This window comes from Pseudomonas sp. MH9.3, from assembly GCF_034354675.1.
Classification (GTDB): domain Bacteria; phylum Pseudomonadota; class Gammaproteobacteria; order Pseudomonadales; family Pseudomonadaceae; genus Aquipseudomonas.
The window spans coordinates 5628916-5646433 of record NZ_CP133785.1; the positions used below are offsets into that span (position 1 = coordinate 5628916).

Annotated in this window: 10 protein-coding genes and 4 pseudogenes; 6 read left to right on the top strand and 8 right to left on the bottom strand. The window is 54.6% G+C overall.

Translation table 11 applies throughout. The annotated features are described in order from the left end of the window. Positions 1–11 precede the first annotated feature (11 nt). Positions 12–524, bottom strand: a complete 513-nt coding sequence (locus tag RHM60_RS25280; protein WP_046035458.1) for a sigma-70 family RNA polymerase sigma factor — start codon at positions 522–524, stop codon at positions 12–14. A 423-nt stretch (positions 525–947) separates the two neighbouring features. Between RHM60_RS25280 and RHM60_RS25285 the strand changes: the two genes are divergently transcribed. Continuing rightward, positions 948–3353, top strand: a complete 2406-nt coding sequence (locus RHM60_RS25285; RefSeq protein ID WP_322213175.1) for a TonB-dependent receptor — start codon at positions 948–950, stop codon at positions 3351–3353. Positions 3354–3605: 252 nt separating this feature from the next. Further along, positions 3606–5651, top strand: a complete 2046-nt coding sequence (locus RHM60_RS25290; RefSeq protein ID WP_322213176.1) for a M3 family metallopeptidase — start codon at positions 3606–3608, stop codon at positions 5649–5651. A 43-nt stretch (positions 5652–5694) separates the two neighbouring features. Here RHM60_RS25290 and RHM60_RS25295 read toward each other — a convergent pair whose 3' ends face one another. Both RHM60_RS25295 and metC read right to left on the bottom strand, forming a co-directional pair. After that, positions 5695–7185 carry a leucyl aminopeptidase gene (locus tag RHM60_RS25295; protein ID WP_046035456.1) on the bottom strand — a complete coding sequence of 497 codons (1491 nt, stop codon included), beginning with the start codon at positions 7183–7185 and terminating at the stop codon, positions 5695–5697. A gap of 59 nt (positions 7186–7244) precedes the next feature. Then, entirely contained in the window at positions 7245–8423 is a 1179-nt protein-coding gene (gene metC, locus RHM60_RS25300; protein WP_046035455.1) for a cystathionine beta-lyase, read from the bottom strand. A gap of 254 nt (positions 8424–8677) precedes the next feature. Here metC and trxB point away from each other — a divergent pair, with 254 nt between their 5' ends. Further along, a complete protein-coding gene (gene trxB / locus RHM60_RS25305) occupies positions 8678–9640 on the top strand; it encodes a thioredoxin-disulfide reductase (protein WP_046035454.1) in 963 nt (320 codons plus the stop codon). Between the two features lie 91 nt (positions 9641–9731). Here trxB and RHM60_RS25310 read toward each other — a convergent pair. The 4 genes and pseudogenes from RHM60_RS25310 to RHM60_RS25325 form a co-directional block, all read right to left on the bottom strand. Next, positions 9732–9908 (bottom strand): annotated as a pseudogene (locus RHM60_RS25310) (3-hydroxyacyl-CoA dehydrogenase NAD-binding domain-containing protein); the annotation flags it as partial. Between the two features lie 10 nt (positions 9909–9918). Further along, positions 9919–10131: pseudogene (locus RHM60_RS25315) on the bottom strand (acetyl-CoA C-acyltransferase); the annotation flags it as partial. 450 nt (positions 10132–10581) lie between these two features. Continuing rightward, positions 10582–11499 (bottom strand): bifunctional methylenetetrahydrofolate dehydrogenase/methenyltetrahydrofolate cyclohydrolase FolD, encoded by a 918-nt coding sequence (gene folD / locus RHM60_RS25320; RefSeq protein ID WP_046035451.1) that lies wholly within the window; start codon positions 11497–11499, stop codon positions 10582–10584. Between the two features lie 60 nt (positions 11500–11559). Continuing rightward, positions 11560–13989 (bottom strand): FAD-dependent oxidoreductase, encoded by a 2430-nt coding sequence (locus RHM60_RS25325; RefSeq protein WP_046035450.1) that lies wholly within the window; start codon positions 13987–13989, stop codon positions 11560–11562. Between the two features lie 147 nt (positions 13990–14136). On the opposite strand from RHM60_RS25325, the gene RHM60_RS25330 reads away from it, so the two are divergent. Next, complete coding sequence (locus RHM60_RS25330) at positions 14137–15012, top strand: LysR family transcriptional regulator (protein WP_052960527.1); 876 nt, start codon at positions 14137–14139, stop codon at positions 15010–15012. A gap of 54 nt (positions 15013–15066) precedes the next feature. On the opposite strand, the pseudogene RHM60_RS25335 reads toward RHM60_RS25330, so the two are convergent. Next, positions 15067–15429 (bottom strand): annotated as a pseudogene (locus RHM60_RS25335) (aldehyde dehydrogenase family protein); the annotation flags it as partial. Here RHM60_RS25335 and RHM60_RS25340 point away from each other — a divergent pair. Further along, positions 15427–15717: pseudogene (locus RHM60_RS25340) on the top strand (LysR substrate-binding domain-containing protein); the annotation flags it as partial. The pseudogenes RHM60_RS25335 and RHM60_RS25340 overlap by 3 nt on opposite strands. Before the next feature lie 140 nt (positions 15718–15857). After that, positions 15858–17510: an electron transfer flavoprotein-ubiquinone oxidoreductase gene (locus RHM60_RS25345; RefSeq protein WP_046035470.1), complete on the top strand. Its 1653-nt coding sequence runs from the start codon at positions 15858–15860 to the stop codon at positions 17508–17510. The last annotated feature ends 8 nt before the right edge of the window (positions 17511–17518 follow it).

Genomic DNA, 17518 nt, shown 5'->3' on the forward strand with positions numbered 1-17518 from the left:
ATGCTCCGCACTCAGAATTGCGCTGCAACCAAGTAACATTGAGTCAAGGCTTTAGTCATGTACTGGCGCACCATGCTTGCAGATACACCCAATTTAACCGCGATTTGAGCGTAGGTCATACCATCGAGCTGGCTGTACAGGAAGGCTTGTCGTGCCTTGCTCGACAGTCCGTCCAATGCTTTGTCGATCGCCAGCAGCGACTCGAGAAGCAGGTGCTGTTCTTCGGGCGAAGTATGCACATGTTCGGGAGCTGAAGCGAGTGCCTGCAGGTACGCTTTCTCCAGCGCTTTGCGACGCGACACCTCGTAGAGGACGCGATTGGCTATAGTAGTCAACATCGCTCGCGGCTCGCGCACGCCTTCCAGCGTGGCGAGCGTTGAAAGCTGTAAAAAAGATTCTGAAGCGACATCCTCGGCATTAAATCGGCAGCCCAGGCGATAGCGTAGGCGTTCAGCTAACCAGCGATAATCGCGACGGAAGATTTCGGTGAGTAAATCGGGTTTGCCAATCAGTGCACTGGACATGATTAGTCTTTCTCGAAAACGCTGACTCTTTATCTAAAATCCGCTCACATTGATCGTGGCGGCGCCCATTGGAAAAACAATGCAAGGCGAATGCCATTCTAATAATTTGCATTGAATTCGAATTTTTCAATGCCTTTTACGGATCTTTTGGGGATATCTGATTCAATTGAGTGCGCTCCAGGCCGTCCCGCACAATCCGAGTGCGCAGCCGCATTTCATGGCTGTTCAGTGCCGGGCGGGTGCTACAGAAAGGGAGAGCAGGCGAGTAAGCCCCAAGACGTTCTGAAATGGATTGGGTTAGCTGAAGGCATCAAGAAATTGTGGGGGTGTGGCCTTTTTGGTAATGCCACTGTCACTTTTTTTCTCTCGTTGCACAAAGTAGGTAACAAAACTCATAAACCTGCTCTGCCGTCGAGGATGCTGATGAAAAAATCCAATAGTCGCTACGCGTTGACGCCTTTACGCATAGCCATGGTGATTGCCTTATGTGCTACCCCTCCCTTGGTGCTGGCGCAAGAAAAGCCAGCAGCGACCGTAGCGCGCGATCACTATGAGATACCGGCAGCGCCACTCGATACAATGCTGTTGAATATTGCACGGCAAAGTGGTCGCGTGATTTCATTCGAGCCAACGCTCGTTGCTCCCTACCAAGGGCGCGCAGTGCGCGGCAACATGACAGCGGAGCAGGCCATCGCGGCCTGTTTGCAAGGTTCAGAGCTGGTTCTGGACGTGACGGCAAATGGTACGCTGACGGTGACACGCGCGCCTCAGGTGTTGAATGTTGCCCCAACGAATATTACCGCCACCGAGGCCCAGCTGCCTTCAATCGCGGTCAATGGCTCGGCGCTGAGTGATGATCAACTCTATTACAATCCCTCCAACTCAAGCGGCGTCTCGAGAACTGATACACCCTTGAAGCAGACCGCCCAGTCGGTTGACGTTCTTAGCGCAAAATTACTCCAGGATCGCCAGGTAACCAATCTATCCGATGCGCTCAAAAGTTCAGCAGGTGTTCAGCAGACTGTAGACAACCGCGGCGGAGTTAAATACACGATTCGTGGATTTGACGTCCAGAATACCTCCACTAATGGTATTCCCAACCCCGGCTTAAATGGCACTCCGATTCAAGGTGTTGAACGTGTAGAAGTCATCAAGGGGCCAGACTCAATCATGTCGGGCAGTTCTACACCGGGCGGAACCATTAACATCGTACGCAAAGCGCCTGTTAAGTATGATCTGCGAACGCTGAGCGTGGAGGTGGCGGATTATGGTGAGCTCAAACAGGGGCTGGACCTGGGGGGGGCACTGAATGAGGATCGTTCGCTGAGTTACCGCTTGAACCTGTCGAATATGAAATCGGACAATTCTGTCCCTGATTTTGACGGTAAGCGGGAAGTCTTCGTTGCGCCGGCCTTGACTTGGGAAGGTGATCGCACGCGTCTGACTGTTGGTGCTGAGTACAGTAATGGAAGACAAGCGGCACCGTCTTCCACTGTGGCGTTTGACGGTAAGATTCAAAAATTACCCAATTACCGGATGTTTCGTAAGGACGATAGTTTTCGTAGCGAAAGCAAGACCGGCTATTACGAGTTTTCCCAGGATTTGATTGATAACTGGTCGTTCAACAGTAAAGCCACGTATTTTGAGCAAACCGACAACTTACGATTATGGCAGCTCTTTGGCATTAATCGTGACGGTTCCGTGCCCTTTGCGTCTCCTTTGTCCTCGGTCAGCAACACAAAATCCTGGAGCCTGCAGAACGATATCCGAGGCAAGGTGAAGACGGGCTTTATCACCCATAAATTATTGGTCGGCATCGACTACCAGCACATTTTAAACGTTCAGAGCGATCGTGACGTTCCTGGAGAGCGCGGGTTTTACCCGCAAGTGAATATATATAATCCGGATTCCTTGGATTTGCTCCCGAGGATAGGAGGGGCCACCTATCGTTCTAACGAGAGCCGCACTCAGCAACGTGGGCTGATCCTGCAGGATCAGATGGATATTGGTGATCGCACCCATGTTCTGCTGGCCGCCAAGAAGGCCAAATGGATTACCGAAGGAACTTTTTATGAGAGCGACGGTGCCGCTTTCCCAGGCGATCCCGTCGTAGCGGAAAAATGGGTGCCCAATTTTGGCATCAGTTTCGATGTTACCCCGCAGATGACTATCTATGCGAACTCGCTTCACGGATTTACCGGATCGAGTGCTATTAACGAAACTACCCTACAGCTCCTGCCGCCGCAGACCAGCGAGTCGAAGGAAGTGGGGGCGAAGTTCAGTCTCTTGGACGATACATTGACATTGACCACCGCTTACTTTGAATTGCAGCAAGATAATGTCCCTAACACTGACCCCGTCACCAGGAAAACTATCGGCAGTCAGTCACAGCTGAGCAAAGGGTATGACTTCACCCTGACCGGTGAGTTGGTGCCAGGTTGGAACATCGCAGCGGGTTATACCCACGTGAAGTTCACCGAGCCGGAGCTGGTGACAGGTAGCGTGTCGGCTTTCTCTACCCAACCCGGCGACTCGGCCACCCTATGGACATCCTATGAACTGCAAGAAGGACGCTACAAGGGCTTGGGGGCAGGGGTCGGTATGGCTGCTTTCAGCAGTTTTACAGGAGGAGCTGAATCAGACTCCTACAACGTGCCAGGAGGTGCCACCACCGACCTTTCAGTCTTCTACCATGCGAAAGATTACTCGCTGACGTTGGGTGTCAAAAACATATTCGACCGCACGCTTTATTATGGATCTACCACATCGACTTTTATCCCGCTTAGAGAGGAGCGCAACGCTCGTCTGACCTTCGTTTATAACTTCTGACTGCGATCCGGGAAGGCCGCAAGAAATTGCGGCCTTCCTGAATTTGCAATCCCCCCTCAATACGAAGCCGTCATTGTTAATGAACACTCTCCAGTTCGACGATGAGCGCCGCCGACTGACCGCATCGGCAGCGCAGTATCTGCAAGCCAGCAGCGGCCAGTTGCATGACCACTACATGAGCGAGCACTGACTCGCCACCTTACTATTTTTTGGCGCTTGATGCCTGATCTCTACCTCCAAGAGGAACTCTGGATGCACACTGCCAATCCGCTGCTCTATGCCGGTGACCTGCCGGCTTATTCACTGATAAAAGCCGAGCACGTCGGTCCGGCAATCGACCAGGTGCTGGCCGATAATCGCCGGTTACTCGCACGGATGACCGCAAACGGCACTAAAGACCTCAGCTGGGAGGGTTTCGTACTCTCGCTCGATGAGCTTCATGCCGATCTGAATGAAGTCTGGAGTCCGGTCAGTCATCTAAACGCCGTATGCAACACACCAGAACTGCGTGAGGCATATGAAGCAGCGCTGGCAAAACTTTCCGCGTACGGCACGGAACTGGGTCAAAACATGACGTTGTACAAGGGCTTTCAGTCCTTGTTGAATAGCCCCAATTATGTTGATTTCGATGTGGCGCAACGCTCGGTGATCGATCACGCCCTGAGGGATTTCAAACTATCAGGCGTTCATTTGCCGCCAGCCGGTCAACAACGGTTTCTCGAGCTCAACCTTAACCTGAGTGAACTGAGCAGCCTGTTTGGCAATAATGTCATGGATGCCACCCAAGCCTGGAGCCGTTTGCTGACAGATGAAGAAGCGCTGACCGGAGTACCCGCGGCGGCCAAATCCTTTATGGCCAGATGCGCGAAAGAGCGGGGTTTGCAAGGCTGGCTGCTGACCCTGGAGGTGCCTTGTGTGCAGGCAATCCTCACGTATGCCGGTGATCGAGCGTTGCGAGAAGAGGTGTATTTCAACAACGTCACGCGAGCCTCGGAGGTTGGGCCGAATGCCGGGTCATTCGATAATGGCCCGATCATTCAGCAGATCCTTGAGGGCCGTGCCGAACTGGCTCAACTGCTGGGCTACGAGAACTATGCGCAGCTCAGCCTGGTGAGCAAGATGGCTGACTTTGTACCCCAGGTTCTGGATTTCTTGCGCGACCTGGCTGAACACAGTCGCGCAGGTGCGATGCGAGAGCTGCAACAACTCAATGCTTTCGCTGTTGAACGGGGTGTCGAAAATTTGCAAATGTGGGACATCGGATATTTTTCCGAACTCTACCAGCAGCAATATTACGCACTGTCCCAAGAGGCATTGCGACGTTACTTTCCGGTCGATCACGTACTCAAGGGCATGTTTGAACTTGTGGAGCGTCTCTACGGTATTCAGATCAACGAATTGACGGGTTTCGATACATGGCACACCGACGTGTGCCTTTTTGAAGTCATTGAAAACGATGTGGTGGTGGGACGTTTCTTCCTGGACCTTTATGCGCGGCCGAACAAGCGGGCAGGGGCGTGGATGGATGGCTGTCGCAGTCGTCGGCGAGACAGGCAAGGCGTGTTGCACACGCCGATGGCCTATCTGGTGTGCAATTTCGCTCCGGCCATGCAGGGTGAACCTGCCTTGTTGACCCATAACGAAGTGGTGACCCTGTTTCATGAGTTCGGGCATGGTCTTCACCATTTGTTAACCCAGGTCGAGCAGTCGGGTGTTGCAGGTGTCAACGGCGTGGCCTGGGATGCAGTCGAATTGCCTAGCCAGTTTATGGAGAATTGGTGTTGGCAACCGGAAGTGGTGCGTGGCTTAAGTTGTCATGTGGATAATGGTCAGTCGCTGCCGGACGAGCTATTGAACCGGTTGGTTGAGTCACGCGGTTTCCAGGCCGGCTTGGCGATGTGTCGTCAGGTTCAATTGGCACTCTTCGACTTTGAACTGCATGCTCGCTCGGAGGTGGTTGACCCGACGGTATTTATGGCAGCGATTAGTCAAGAGGTGTCTGTGTTGTCACCACCCGGCTATAGCCGGTTCGCCAATACGTTCTCGCATATTTTTGCGGGCGGTTACGCGGCGGGTTATTACAGCTACAAATGGGCCGAAGTGTTGGCCGCCGATGCATTTTCGCGCTTTGTGGAGGAGGGTTTGTTCAATCCGGCAGTGGGTAAGGCGTTCCGCGAGACAGTACTCGCCCAAGGTGGTGCAGAGCCTGCAATGGATCTGTTCAAGCGCTTCCGTGGACGCGAACCAAGAATCGGTGCGCTGCTGGAGTTGAGCGGGCTGGATCGGGCCCAGGTTTAACGTCTAACCGGCCTGGAGAAAATCCAGGCCGGCTGCGGTTGTGTCACGCGCTCAGGTTGCAACGATCAATCAAATACTGGGTCAATAGCCTTACTGGGCGGCCTGTGGCGCCTTTATCGGCCCCGCTCTTCCAAGCTGTGCCAGCAATGTCCAGATGTGCCCAGGCATAGCTGCGGGTGAAGTTCTCCAGAAAGCACGCGGCCGTAATGCTGCCGCCTGCGCGCCCACCGATATTCTGCAAGTCGGCGAAGTTGGATTTCATGGACTCGTTGTAGTCAGTATCAAGAGGCATACGCCAGACTGTGTCGCAGGAGGCGCTGGCGGCAGCCAGCAGTTGCTCGGCCAATTCGTTTTCACGGGCAAAGAGCCCGCTGTGTACGTGGCCCAGGGCGACCACGCAGGCGCCGGTCAGGGTGGCGATATCGATAACTGCACCTGGCTTGAATTGTTCGACGTAGGTCAGCGCATCGCAGAGAATCAGCCGGCCCTCCGCATCCGTGTTGAGCACTTCAATGGTCTTGCCGAGCATGCTGGTAATGATATCGCCCGGTTTGAGTGCGTCCCCAGCAGGCATGTTTTCGCACGTCGGGATCACACCATAGACGGTCAACGGCAATTCCATTTCGATGATGGCCTTCAGTGTGCCGAGCACTGAGGCAGCGCCGCACATGTCGTACTTCATTTCGTCCATCGCCTCGCCTGGTTTGATGGAGATACCACCAGAGTCGAAGGTGATGCCTTTGCCTACCAGTACGATGGGAGCCTGCTCGGTTGGGCCGGCGCTGTATTTGACGATAATCAGCTTGGGCGCCTGCGTTGACCCTCGCGCGACGGAGAGAAACGCATTCATGCCCAAGGCTTGAATGTGCTCCTGTTCCAGCACTTCAACATGGACGTTGGCCTGCGTGGAGAGAGTGCGCGCTGTTTGCGCCAGATATTCCGGCGTACAAATGTTCGGGGGCAGGTTGCCGAGGTCACGGCACAAGGTTATGCCGTGGCCAATTGCGGTAGCCTGTTCCAAGGTCTGCCCGGCCAGTTCCTGCTGTGTAGAGGCTATCAGCAGTACGACTTCTTCCAGCTTTGCGGGGGGAGATTCTGGTTGGCTCTTGAGACAGTCGAAACGGTATTCGGACTCGGAAAGGGAGAGCACTGATTGGTTCAGTCCATCGAGGGTGCCAATTTGTTCGGCCAGGCACCACAAGACCTTACGGCAGCGTGCAGCCTTTAACGCTTTGGCGGCAGACTCTACGACCTTTTTGACGTGTTGCACGTCGGGCATTTCCTGGTCGCCAAGTTGTACCAGCAAGATACGCCTTGCCGTCAGCGCGTCTGCACTGTGCAGCAACAAAGTGCTGCCAAGGGGCTCCGGCAGTTCGTTGAGGTGCAGGGCCTCATTCAAACGGCCGTGACACAGAGAGTCCAAGCGGGAGGCCACGCCGTTGAGTTTGCGGATATGGACGCCGACAACGATGCAATCCATCGTTGCGTTGCGCAGGTAGTTGCTGTCGAAGTGTTCGACTAAGGTAAATTTCATTGGAGGCCTCAGAGTAAATCCCGCGACACCATGGGTGATGTCGTCAGGCAGAAAGAATTTCACGCAACGGCGACGCGAGGACTCAGGAAAGCGATGTCCAGGGCTCGATGGAAGTCTTCAAGCAAATCGGTGACGTGTTCCAGGCCGGCATGCACGCGAATGAGATAACCCTGACTGTCTGTGGGGAGGTTGCGCAATGGTTGCCCTACGGGAACTACGAGGCTTTCGAAGCCCCCCCAGGAAAGACCGATGCCGAACAACGTCAGGTTGTCGAACAGGCGGGCCAGTACATCCGGGTCCTTTGTCTTGACCTCGATACCAAACAGGCCGCTGGCGCCGAGAAAATCACGTTTCCACAGTTCGTGCCCTGGATCATTCGGCAGCGCAGGGTGCAGAACGCGAGCGATGGCGGGATGTGTCTCCAGGCTTTGCGCCAATGCGACACCCGTGGACCAATGCCGCTGAAGACGTATGGGCATCGTGCGCAGTCCCCGTAGAGCGAGGAACAGATCATCCGGGCTGGCTGTCTGGCCGAAGTCATGGGCTCCGGCCTTGAGCAACGGCCATGCGCGCTCGTTGGCCGTGGCAGTCCCAAGTAACGCATCGGAATGACCGATAATGTATTTGGTCGCCGCCTGAATGGATACGTCTGCGCCATGATCAAAGGGCTTGAAATACAAAGGCGAGGCCCATGTATTATCGATTATTACGAAGGCTCCGACGGCGTGGGCGGCTTCACTGATGGCCGGAAGGTCGCAGACTTCAAAGGTCAGTGAGCCGGGCGATTCAGTAAACACTACGCGCGTATTCGGGCGCAGTTGTTTGGTAATAGCGGCGCCAATAGTTGGGGCGAAATACTCCACCTCGACACCAAAGCGCGTCAGGACATTGATGACGAACGCCCGCGTTGGACCATAGATGTTATCCGTCATCAGAACATGGTCACCCGCTTTTACAAAGGCGAGCAGCGCATGAACGCAGGCCGCCAGACCGGATGGAAATACTAGACTGGCGTGACCACCTTCCAGTTCTGCAACAGCCTCTTCGAAGGCGCGCGTGGTCGGTGTGCCGAAGCGCCCGTAATTGGCGTAAGGGTTGCCGTCCTTTTTGCTCGCTTCCCAAGCTTCATAGCTTTTTGCGAGTACGGTTGAACCTCGAAAGATCGGTGTATTCACCAAGCCGCAATACGCGTCAGGATTCCGGCCGGCGTGAATGTATCGAGTGGTGGCGTCATGCATGGTAGTGGCGTCTTGGTTTGGGGTGTCAATAGATAATACAGACGCTGGCGAGGGTGTTTTTTGCTTTTTTTTCGTGAAAAAGATATTTAATAGGATATCAATCTAATAATTATAGTTTATGGGCGTGTTTTGTTCTATTTTATGATTTCTGAAACGCTCGCGCTGGAATTGAGGTCGCTGCGTTTCGCCCATTATTTTCAAGTCCTTTTTTATTCCAACCGTCTCGTAGTCCGGGCGGTCGATAGGAGTGAGTCATGTCTGATACCCGTCATTCGCGAGTGATTATTCTCGGTTCCGGCCCTGCCGGTTACAGCGCTGCCGTCTACGCTGCCCGGGCCAACCTCAAGCCGCTGCTGATCACCGGCATGCAGGCAGGCGGTCAGTTGACCACCACCACCGAAGTCGACAACTGGCCGGGCGATGTCCACGGCCTGACCGGCCCGGTGCTGATGGAGCGTATGAAAGAGCACGCCGAGCGCTTTGAAACCGAGATCGTGTTTGATCACATCAACCAGGTCGACTTCTCCAAGAAGCCTTACAGCCTGACCGGCGACAGCGGCGTCTACACCTGCGACGCACTGATCATCGCCACCGGCGCCAGCGCTCGTTACCTGGGCCTGCCATCGGAAGAAGCGTTCATGGGCAAAGGTGTTTCCGCTTGCGCCACCTGTGACGGTTTCTTCTACCGCAACAAGCCGGTCGCCGTGGTCGGTGGCGGCAACACTGCCGTGGAAGAGGCGCTGTACCTGGCCAACATCGCCAGCACCGTGACCCTGGTTCACCGCCGCGAGACATTCCGCGCCGAGAAGATCCTGATCGACAAGCTGCACGCCCGTGTCGCCGAAGGCAAGATCATCCTCAAGCTCAACGCGACCCTGGACGAAGTCCTGGGCGACAACATGGGCGTAACCGGTGCGCGCCTGAAAAACAACGACGACAGCTTCGACGAGCTGAAAGTCGACGGTGTGTTTATTGCCATCGGCCACACGCCGAACACATCGTTGTTCGAAGGCGTGCTGGAAGCCAAAGACGGTTACCTGGTGGTACAAGGCGGCCGTGAAGGCAACGCCACCGCGACCAACATCGAAGGCATCTTCGCTGCCGGCGACGTGGCCGACCACGTCTACCGCCAGGCCATCACCTCGGCCGGCGCCGGTTGCATGGCGGCATTGGATGCCGAGCGGTACCTCGACGGTTTGAAAGACGCTGCGTTCTGAAACCGTTGAAATAAAAAAACGGCTGAAACACAGGCCGGTTTTTTGCGCTCGGTTACTGTAGGAGCGAGGGCATTCTGTTTGTCTTTGGGACTAATGCTTCCTTGCGAACCTGGCGCTCCAGGTTTGCAGTGAGAGTCGCCACGCCTTTTTCCAGCGCCTCGTCGCTGACATCAAGCAGAGCGACATTGGTGCCTGTCAGCGCACAGATTTGCGCGATTGCGTTACCCATCGAGCCCGCGTCAATCACTGCGATATGTTGAATGCTCAGGAATATTTCCTCATACACGCTCAAAAATAACAGCGATACCTTGGCCGCCGCCGATACACATGGTGACTAAGGCATAACGACCGCCAATACGATGCAGCTCATGAATGGCTTTGGTGGCAATGATCGCTCCGGTTGCCCCTACCGGATGGCCAAGGGAAATCCCCGAACCATTCGGGTTGAACTTCGTCCGGTCCAACTGCAGTCCCTGATTCACCGCGCACGCTCACTCCGTCCCGACCATATAATTCAAGGGGTTGCGAGATTTTAACTCACACCCCTTTTTGTTGCTTTTGCTCCTACAAAACGGCTGGCTCTCAGTAGAATCCTCACCGCTTCGTTTAGAGCTAATTTCAGCTTTATCACTCTGTGGCGCGGTCTTTAGGACGACGTTTTTTTCCTTGTGTTGGCACTTTGTGTATCTGAAGAGTTCCTCGGTTACGAATCATCGATAGCTTATCCACATAACGCCGGCGGAAACTCTCCGTGTATCGGTAGTTATGCTCTGCGTCTCTTAGGAGTGTTCATATTCGCCTCAAGGCTATCCACAAGAAACGGGGATATACCTGTGGATAATGGCCCGAACACTGCGGAATACAGGGCTTGCAACGCAATGGTCAGTAACTGAGCAAGTTTTGTGTTCGGCTGAGCCTTGTTGGCGGTGATCTGCCCGTTATCAAAACTGTGCAGCAGTATTACTCTCAATCGCCTCTGCAGCTGTCAGAGTATTTCTCATCAAACAAGCAACGGTCATAGGACCAACGCCGCCAGGAACTGGAGTCATAGCCGCCGCGATGTCCTTGGCAGAGTCGAAATCGACATCACCGACTAAAATCGAAACTCCGTTTTTCTCGACTCTGTTGATACCAACGTCAATGACCACAGCGCCTGGCTTTATCGCCCTTGCATCAATAAATTCCGCCCGTCCAATCGCTACCACCAAGATGTCGGCTTGGCGACATTCAGCGATGAGATCCCGCGTACGGGAATGCACAATCGTGACCGTGCAGTTTTCTTGTAAGAGCAAATTCGCCATTGGCTTTCCGACGATGTTGGACCTGCCGACAATCACCGCTTTTTTGCCACTGAGGTCACCGATCTTATCCTTCAACATCATCAAGCATCCCAGGGGAGTGCAGGGAATCAGTTTGGCTTTACCCTGACCCAGCAGACCCACGTTGATCGGATGGAAACCGTCGACATCTTTGGCCGGGTTGATTGCCGCAATAACCTTCGACTCATCGATATGGGCGGGCAACGGGAGCTGCACCAAAATTCCATGTACATAGCGGTCATTGTTCAGCTTATCGATCAGGTTTAGCAGGTCCGCTTCGGACGTATCGGTTTCGAGTAGGTGAGGGAAGGAGTCAATTCCGGACTCAAGCGCCATTTTTATTTTGGTTTTCACATAAACCTGGCTGGCAGGATCGCTCCCGACTAGTACCACAGCCAGCCCCGGTGCCCTGCCGCGCTTCTCCCGGAAGGCCCTTGTACCGACTGCAACATTCTTGCGCAAGATTTCGGCATACGCCTTCCCATCGATTATGGAGGCCTCTGCATTGGGCGCGTGTTCCAAAGGTTGTGTAGTGGTCATTTCGTCCTACCCATTAGCGGTCAGAAAGCTGCCTCCAACTTCTTGAAGGCAGTTGCATAATCAAGATTTCAGGCGTTCGCCTTTCGGATCGTAAAGGCATCCACGAATGACTTTCGCGGAGCATTCTTCACCCAGAATTCTGATGGTGAGTTCAGTATCCAGGGACGCAAGTTCGCGCTTGATGAAACCCATGGCCAAACTCTTGTTAACGCGATAACCATAGGCTCCTGATGTGGTAAGCCCTACCAGTTTCCCTTGATGGAAAATGGGCTCGCTACCCAATGCATCAGATGGGCCCGCTTGAACTTCCATCAGCACGAGACGGTGGGTGCTCGGCTTCTCTTTTTCCGCCAGCACTGCCGCACGCCCTTCAAAATCACCCTTATCGGTCTTGATGAAGTAGCTCATGTTGGCTGCCAGCGCCGAGTATTCTGTTGTCAGCTCGCGGCCCCAGATTTGATAGCCCTTTTCGATACGCATCGAGTCCATAGCCCGCAGCCCGAAGTCGACGATTCCGTGTGCTTCTCCAGCCCAGACGAGGGCTTCGTAGAGAGCTTGCTGATGTTGGAGTGGGTGGTGAAGTTCCCATCCCAGTTCGCCTACAAAGTTCATCCGCAACGCTCGAACGGGAGCGCCTACAACCTGGATCTCCTGGCCGGTAAACCATGGGAACGCCTCATTGCTCAGATCGGCGTCGGTGAGCTTTGCCAGTACTTCTCGTGCTCTAGGGCCTGCCAGAATTAGCGTGCCCCAATCCCTGGTGATGTTCGCGATGGAGATATCTGCGTACTTCGTTGCCCGCTGCCGCAGCCAATCTTCAATCAACAACTCACAGGCCGCAGGGCACATCAGATAAAAAGTGCCGCTTTCCAGTAGCGTCATGGAGAACTCCCACGCCACGCTACCTGATGGGGTGAGTACGTGGGCGAGAGCTACATCCCCGCATTTGGCAGGAACCTGGTTGGGGCTGATCCGATCCAGAAATGAACGAGCATCCTTTCCAGAAATCTCGAATTTGGTGAAGGCACTCAGATCGAGGATACCTACACGATTCTGCACGGCTTCGCATTCCGACCGGACTGCCGCATCCCAATTGCCCCGGCTGTAGCTGAAGTTCTCGACGGGGGTATCGGCAGGTTTTGCGAACCAGCTGGCGCGCTCCCAACCGTAATAGGACCCGAACACGGCATTCTTGTGTTTGAGTATTTCGAAAACTGGAGTCGTCTTTATTTCGCGACACGCAGGACGCATCGCGTACTCGTTCGGGCAGCTCAACTGGTACTCGTTGGCGTACAGTTCAAGCGACTTGGTGACGGTGTAGGAAAGACTGGCGTAGCTACCAAAACGACGGGAGTCCAATTCCCACAGTTCAACCTCGGGGTGGCCGTCAATGATCCACTGAGCAAGATAACGGCCGGCGCCACCGCCCTGAGTGATCCCGAAACTGAAACCTGCGCAAGCAAAGTAGTTGTCGTAGCCATGCACGGGGCCAAGCAGGGGAAGCCCATCCGGGGTGTACACGATAGGGCCATTGACCACGGTCTTGATCCCGCCGTCACCGATGATGCCCACTTGTTCCATCGCTGCACCGATGATTTCTTCGAGACGGTTCAGTTCGGGTTGCAGCAGTTCCTGACCAAACGTCGCTGGTACGCCATCGACTGCCCAAGCCACCGGCTCGCGCTCGTAGGGGCCGAGTATCAGTCCTTTCCCTTCCTGGCGAAGGTAGTAGGAAATATCGGGATCGCGAAGCAGGGGAAGGTGGTTGGATCTGTCCACCAGAGCTGGAATATTGTCAGTGACCAGATACTGATGTTCCAGAGAACAAATAGGAAACTGATGGCCGATCATGGCGGCCACTTCATTTGCTCTGAAGCCTGCGGCGTTCACGATAATGTCTGCGTGAATCACACCTTGCTCAGTCGTAACTTCCCATTTTTTGTCGGCGAGTTGAGTAATCGCGGTAACCGGATTGTGCCGAACAATCGTAGCGCCGTAACCACGGGCCAATTGTGCCATCGCATTGGTCACACTGGTAGGATCGATATGACCGTCATACGGGTCCCAAAGCCCACCCAGTAATCCGGTGGTGTCCAGGAAGGGATGCAGTTCCTTCAGGCGTTCATTGTCGACCACTTCGACGGCAGGCAAACCGGCGAGCGTGGCCAAGCCTGCTACCCGTTTGAACTCATCCAGACGTTCCTTGGTATGCGCGAGCCGGATCGAACCTGTTTGGTGGTGACCGACTGATTGACCAGTCTGTTCCGCGAGCTGTTGATACAGCTCGATGCTGTTTTTCTGAAGTTTCATGATGTTCAGGCTGGTACTGAACGAAGGAAGGTTGCCCGCGGCGTGCCAGGTTGATCCAGACGTCAGTTCAAGCTTCTCCACCAGCATGACATCCGTCCAGCCGGATTTGGCCAGATGGTAAAGCGTGCTCACACCAGTAATACCACCACCAATCACTAAAACTTTGGCTTCCGATTTCATCTCGGGGGGATCCTTTGACGGGTCTATTGGAGACGTGATTCGCCGGGGCTCCGGGCGTCTGAATTCGATGCTAAGGCGCTTGAGATGGCACTACAAACGATGTATACCAGTGTCATTTATAAGTAGGGCTTATGCCAGGGTGTCGCGATGTCGTTGACTAATCTTCAGCTCAACTGGCTTCGGACGTTTGAATCAGTAGGCCGGCATTTGAGCTTTTCGGCTGCGGCGGTTGAACTGAACATGAGCCAGTCGGCGGTGAGCCAGCAGATAAAATTGCTCGAACACAAACTCGGCAAGGCGCTGTTCTTGAGGCAAACACGTTCGATCCAACTGACCGTTTCGGGGCGGGCGTATTTGGCAGTGGTCCGGGAAGGCCTTTGGCATATGCACCAAGGGATGAACAATATCTTCAGCTCGGTCGCCCAAGGCGTCCTTGAACTGAGCGTCAACAACTCCTTTGCACAGTTGTGGCTCGCACCCCGCATGGAACGGTTTGCTGAGCTGTATCCGCAAATTTCTCTGCGGATGTACGGCGTTAACTGGGAAGCGGATGCACCACCTTCCAGCGCAGAGCTGGAAATTCGCTACGGTGCGGGTAACTGGCAGCAATACGACATCCAACAGCTGCTCTCGACTGAGCTGAAACCGTACTGCTCGCTGGATGTTGCGGCCAAACTTCGAAGTGCTGGTGGATTGCTGAGCCTGCCCTTGATCGATGTGTTGGGCACACCCAATGGCTGGAGCGATTGGTTGGCTACTTACCCGCAAGGTGAGGCAGAAAACTATCAGCGTTTCTACGTCGACAGTTACGCAATCGCGGCGAGCATGGCGATTGAAAACGCAGGCGTGTGTCTGCTTAACGAGGAACTCGTGGAGAAATCCAGGTTACGTGGACAGCTCGTGTCGCCGCTCGATCAGGGCATTGAGTGTCTAGCCGGGTTCTACTTGCTGAAGCCGCACAACAAGCCGCTATCAGGGGCTGCACAAGCCTTTTGCACTTGGCTGGAGTCGGAGCTTCGTTAATCTCTGCGGACTGGGTGAGGAGTCGGGAGCCCGCCATGGGCGGGCTCCTTTCCCTTAACTGTTACTTGGAAACGCGAACTGCGCTGCCTCATGGCTGGCACTCTGTGGCCAGCGCTGAGTGATCGCCTTGCGACGGGTGTAGAAGCGCACACCATCTGGGCCATATGCATGAAGATCGCCGAATAGTGAGCGCTTCCAGCCGCCGAAGCTGTGATACGCGACTGGAACAGGTAGCGGCACGTTCACACCCACCATGCCCACTTCAATCTCGTCACAGAACAGGATGGCAGCTTCTCCGTCGCGGGTGAAGATGCAAATGCCGTTGCCATACTCATGATCGTTGATGAGTTGCATGGCCTGTTCAAGACTTGCTACGCGCACGATGCACAGCACTGGGCCGAAAATTTCTTCCTTGTAGCCCCGACATTCCGCTTGCCGGCAACCATCCAGGAGCATTATATGGCGCTGAACTGCACGGCCAGCGCATCGGACAGAGAGGGAATGGCATTCCTGATTCTTACGGGCCAATACATTGGGTACCTGCCGGATCACTACGCGCGGAGTTGGGTTGCAGAAGGAAGGCTCAGAGCGTTGAAGCCCTATTCCTGTTTTTACGACCTGACGCTGGCTTCTGTTACCCGGAAAGGACGCCGTCCCCATTTGGTATTGGAGACCTTTCTCGAATCCCTCGCGATGAGCGGCTGACGAATAGTCGAGCCGTCAACGTGTCAACTTACGAATCAGTACAGCTTATTAATAAGCGCGTTATACATCGTTTGTTGTAGGCGTAAACCCGCTCGTACGATTCGCTCTAGAGGCTATGTTCGATGCCTGTGGAGGTTTTGATGCAACGCGAGGCTATGGAATTCGATGTCGTCGTAGTAGGAGGAGGGCCTGCCGGCCTGTCTGCTGCCATTCGCCTGCGTCAATTGGCAATGGCAGAAGGCCGGGAGTTATCAGTATGTCTGGTCGAAAAAGGCGCAGAGGCCGGTGCGCACATTATGTCCGGTGCTGTGTTTGAACCTACCGCGCTAAATGAGTTGTTTCCCGACTGGCGAAACATGGGGGCGCCACTGAACACCCCGGTGCAGTCGGACGAAATTTTCTACCTGTCGTCTTCACGCCTTTCAATCCGGGTCCCCGGGGTCTTCGCGCCCAGTACGATGCACAACGAAGGCAACTTCATCGTCAGCCTGGGCAATGTATGTCGTTGGCTGGGTCAGCAGGCTGAGGCTCTCGGTGTCGATGTGTTTCCAGGCTTTCCTGCGTCCGACGTGCTGTACGACGAGGATGGCAGAGTCCGAGGTGTCTTGACCGCCGACATGGGCATCGGCCGAACCGGAGAGCACAAAGGCGGCTTTACGCCGGGTATCGAGCTGATCTGCAAGCAAACCGTCTTCGCTGAAGGCTGTCGCGGGCACTTGGGCAAACAGCTCATTAGCAAGTATCAGCTTGATGCAGACTCTGATCCGCAACACTACGGGTTGGGCATCAAGGAAGTCTGGGAAATCCCCGCTGAGCAACATGTTCCCGGGCTTGTGATTCATAGCACCGGATGGCCATTGACCCAGAGTGGCACACAGGGCGGCGCTTTCATGTATCACCTGGAGGACGGTACGGTGGTGATCGGGCAGGTCGTGGATCTCAACTATCGCAATCCTTATCTATCGCCGTTTGATGAGCTTCAACAACTCAAGCATCACCCGCTTTACGAGCAGTATCTGCGCGGTGGCTCGCGCATTAGCTATGGCGCCCGTGCTATTGCAAAAGGCGGGCTTCAGTCGTTGCCGAAGATGCACTTCCCAGGTGGGCTGCTGATTGGTTGTGATGCTGGCACCTTGAATTTTGCCAAGATCAAAGGCTCCCATACGGCCATGAAGTCCGGGATGCTGGCGGCTGAAACCATCTTTGAGGCGTTTACCATCAACGAGTCGGCCGGCCAGGATCTGGCAGCGTATGCGGTTAAATTCAGGGCATCGTCCACTTACGACGAACTTTACCAGCAGCGTAATTTCGGTCCCGCCATGCACCGATTTGGCAATCTGCTCGGGGCCGCGTACGCCTGGGTTGATCTGAACCTGTTGAAAGGGAAATTGCCTTGGACTTTCCACGACGAACGCCCCGACTACTCGACCATGGATCCTGCCGATAGTGCTTCGGTCATTCACTACCCGAAACCCGACAACGTCTTGAGTTTTGATAAGACCTCCTCGGTCTATTTGTCGAACACGAACCATGAAGAAGATCAGCCCTGCCACCTGACGCTTAGGGACTCCTCGATACCCATCGCGTTCAACCTGCCCACCTATGCCGAGCCGGCGCAGCGGTACTGTCCCGCCGGTGTGTATGAGGTTGTGGAGGATGCGTCAGCGAACCGATTTCAGATCAATGCGCAGAACTGTCTGCACTGCAAAACCTGTGACATCAAGGACCCGAGTCAGAACATTGTTTGGCGTGCACCCGAGGGAGGCGGGGGCCCCAATTACACCAGCATGTAGAGGAGGAA

Coding starts and splice junctions, on each gene's coding strand:
- RHM60_RS25280 (WP_046035458.1), bottom strand. CDS start 524: ATGTCCAGTGCACTGATTGGCAAACCCGATTTACTCACCGAAATCTTC.
- RHM60_RS25285 (WP_322213175.1), top strand. CDS start 948: ATGAAAAAATCCAATAGTCGCTACGCGTTGACGCCTTTACGCATAGCC.
- RHM60_RS25290 (WP_322213176.1), top strand. CDS start 3,606: ATGCACACTGCCAATCCGCTGCTCTATGCCGGTGACCTGCCGGCTTAT.
- RHM60_RS25295 (WP_046035456.1), bottom strand. CDS start 7,185: ATGAAATTTACCTTAGTCGAACACTTCGACAGCAACTACCTGCGCAAC.
- metC (WP_046035455.1), bottom strand. CDS start 8,423: ATGCATGACGCCACCACTCGATACATTCACGCCGGCCGGAATCCTGAC.
- trxB (WP_046035454.1), top strand. CDS start 8,678: ATGTCTGATACCCGTCATTCGCGAGTGATTATTCTCGGTTCCGGCCCT.
- folD (WP_046035451.1), bottom strand. CDS start 11,499: ATGACCACTACACAACCTTTGGAACACGCGCCCAATGCAGAGGCCTCC.
- RHM60_RS25325 (WP_046035450.1), bottom strand. CDS start 13,989: ATGAAATCGGAAGCCAAAGTTTTAGTGATTGGTGGTGGTATTACTGGT.
- RHM60_RS25330 (WP_052960527.1), top strand. CDS start 14,137: ATGTCGTTGACTAATCTTCAGCTCAACTGGCTTCGGACGTTTGAATCA.
- RHM60_RS25345 (WP_046035470.1), top strand. CDS start 15,858: ATGCAACGCGAGGCTATGGAATTCGATGTCGTCGTAGTAGGAGGAGGG.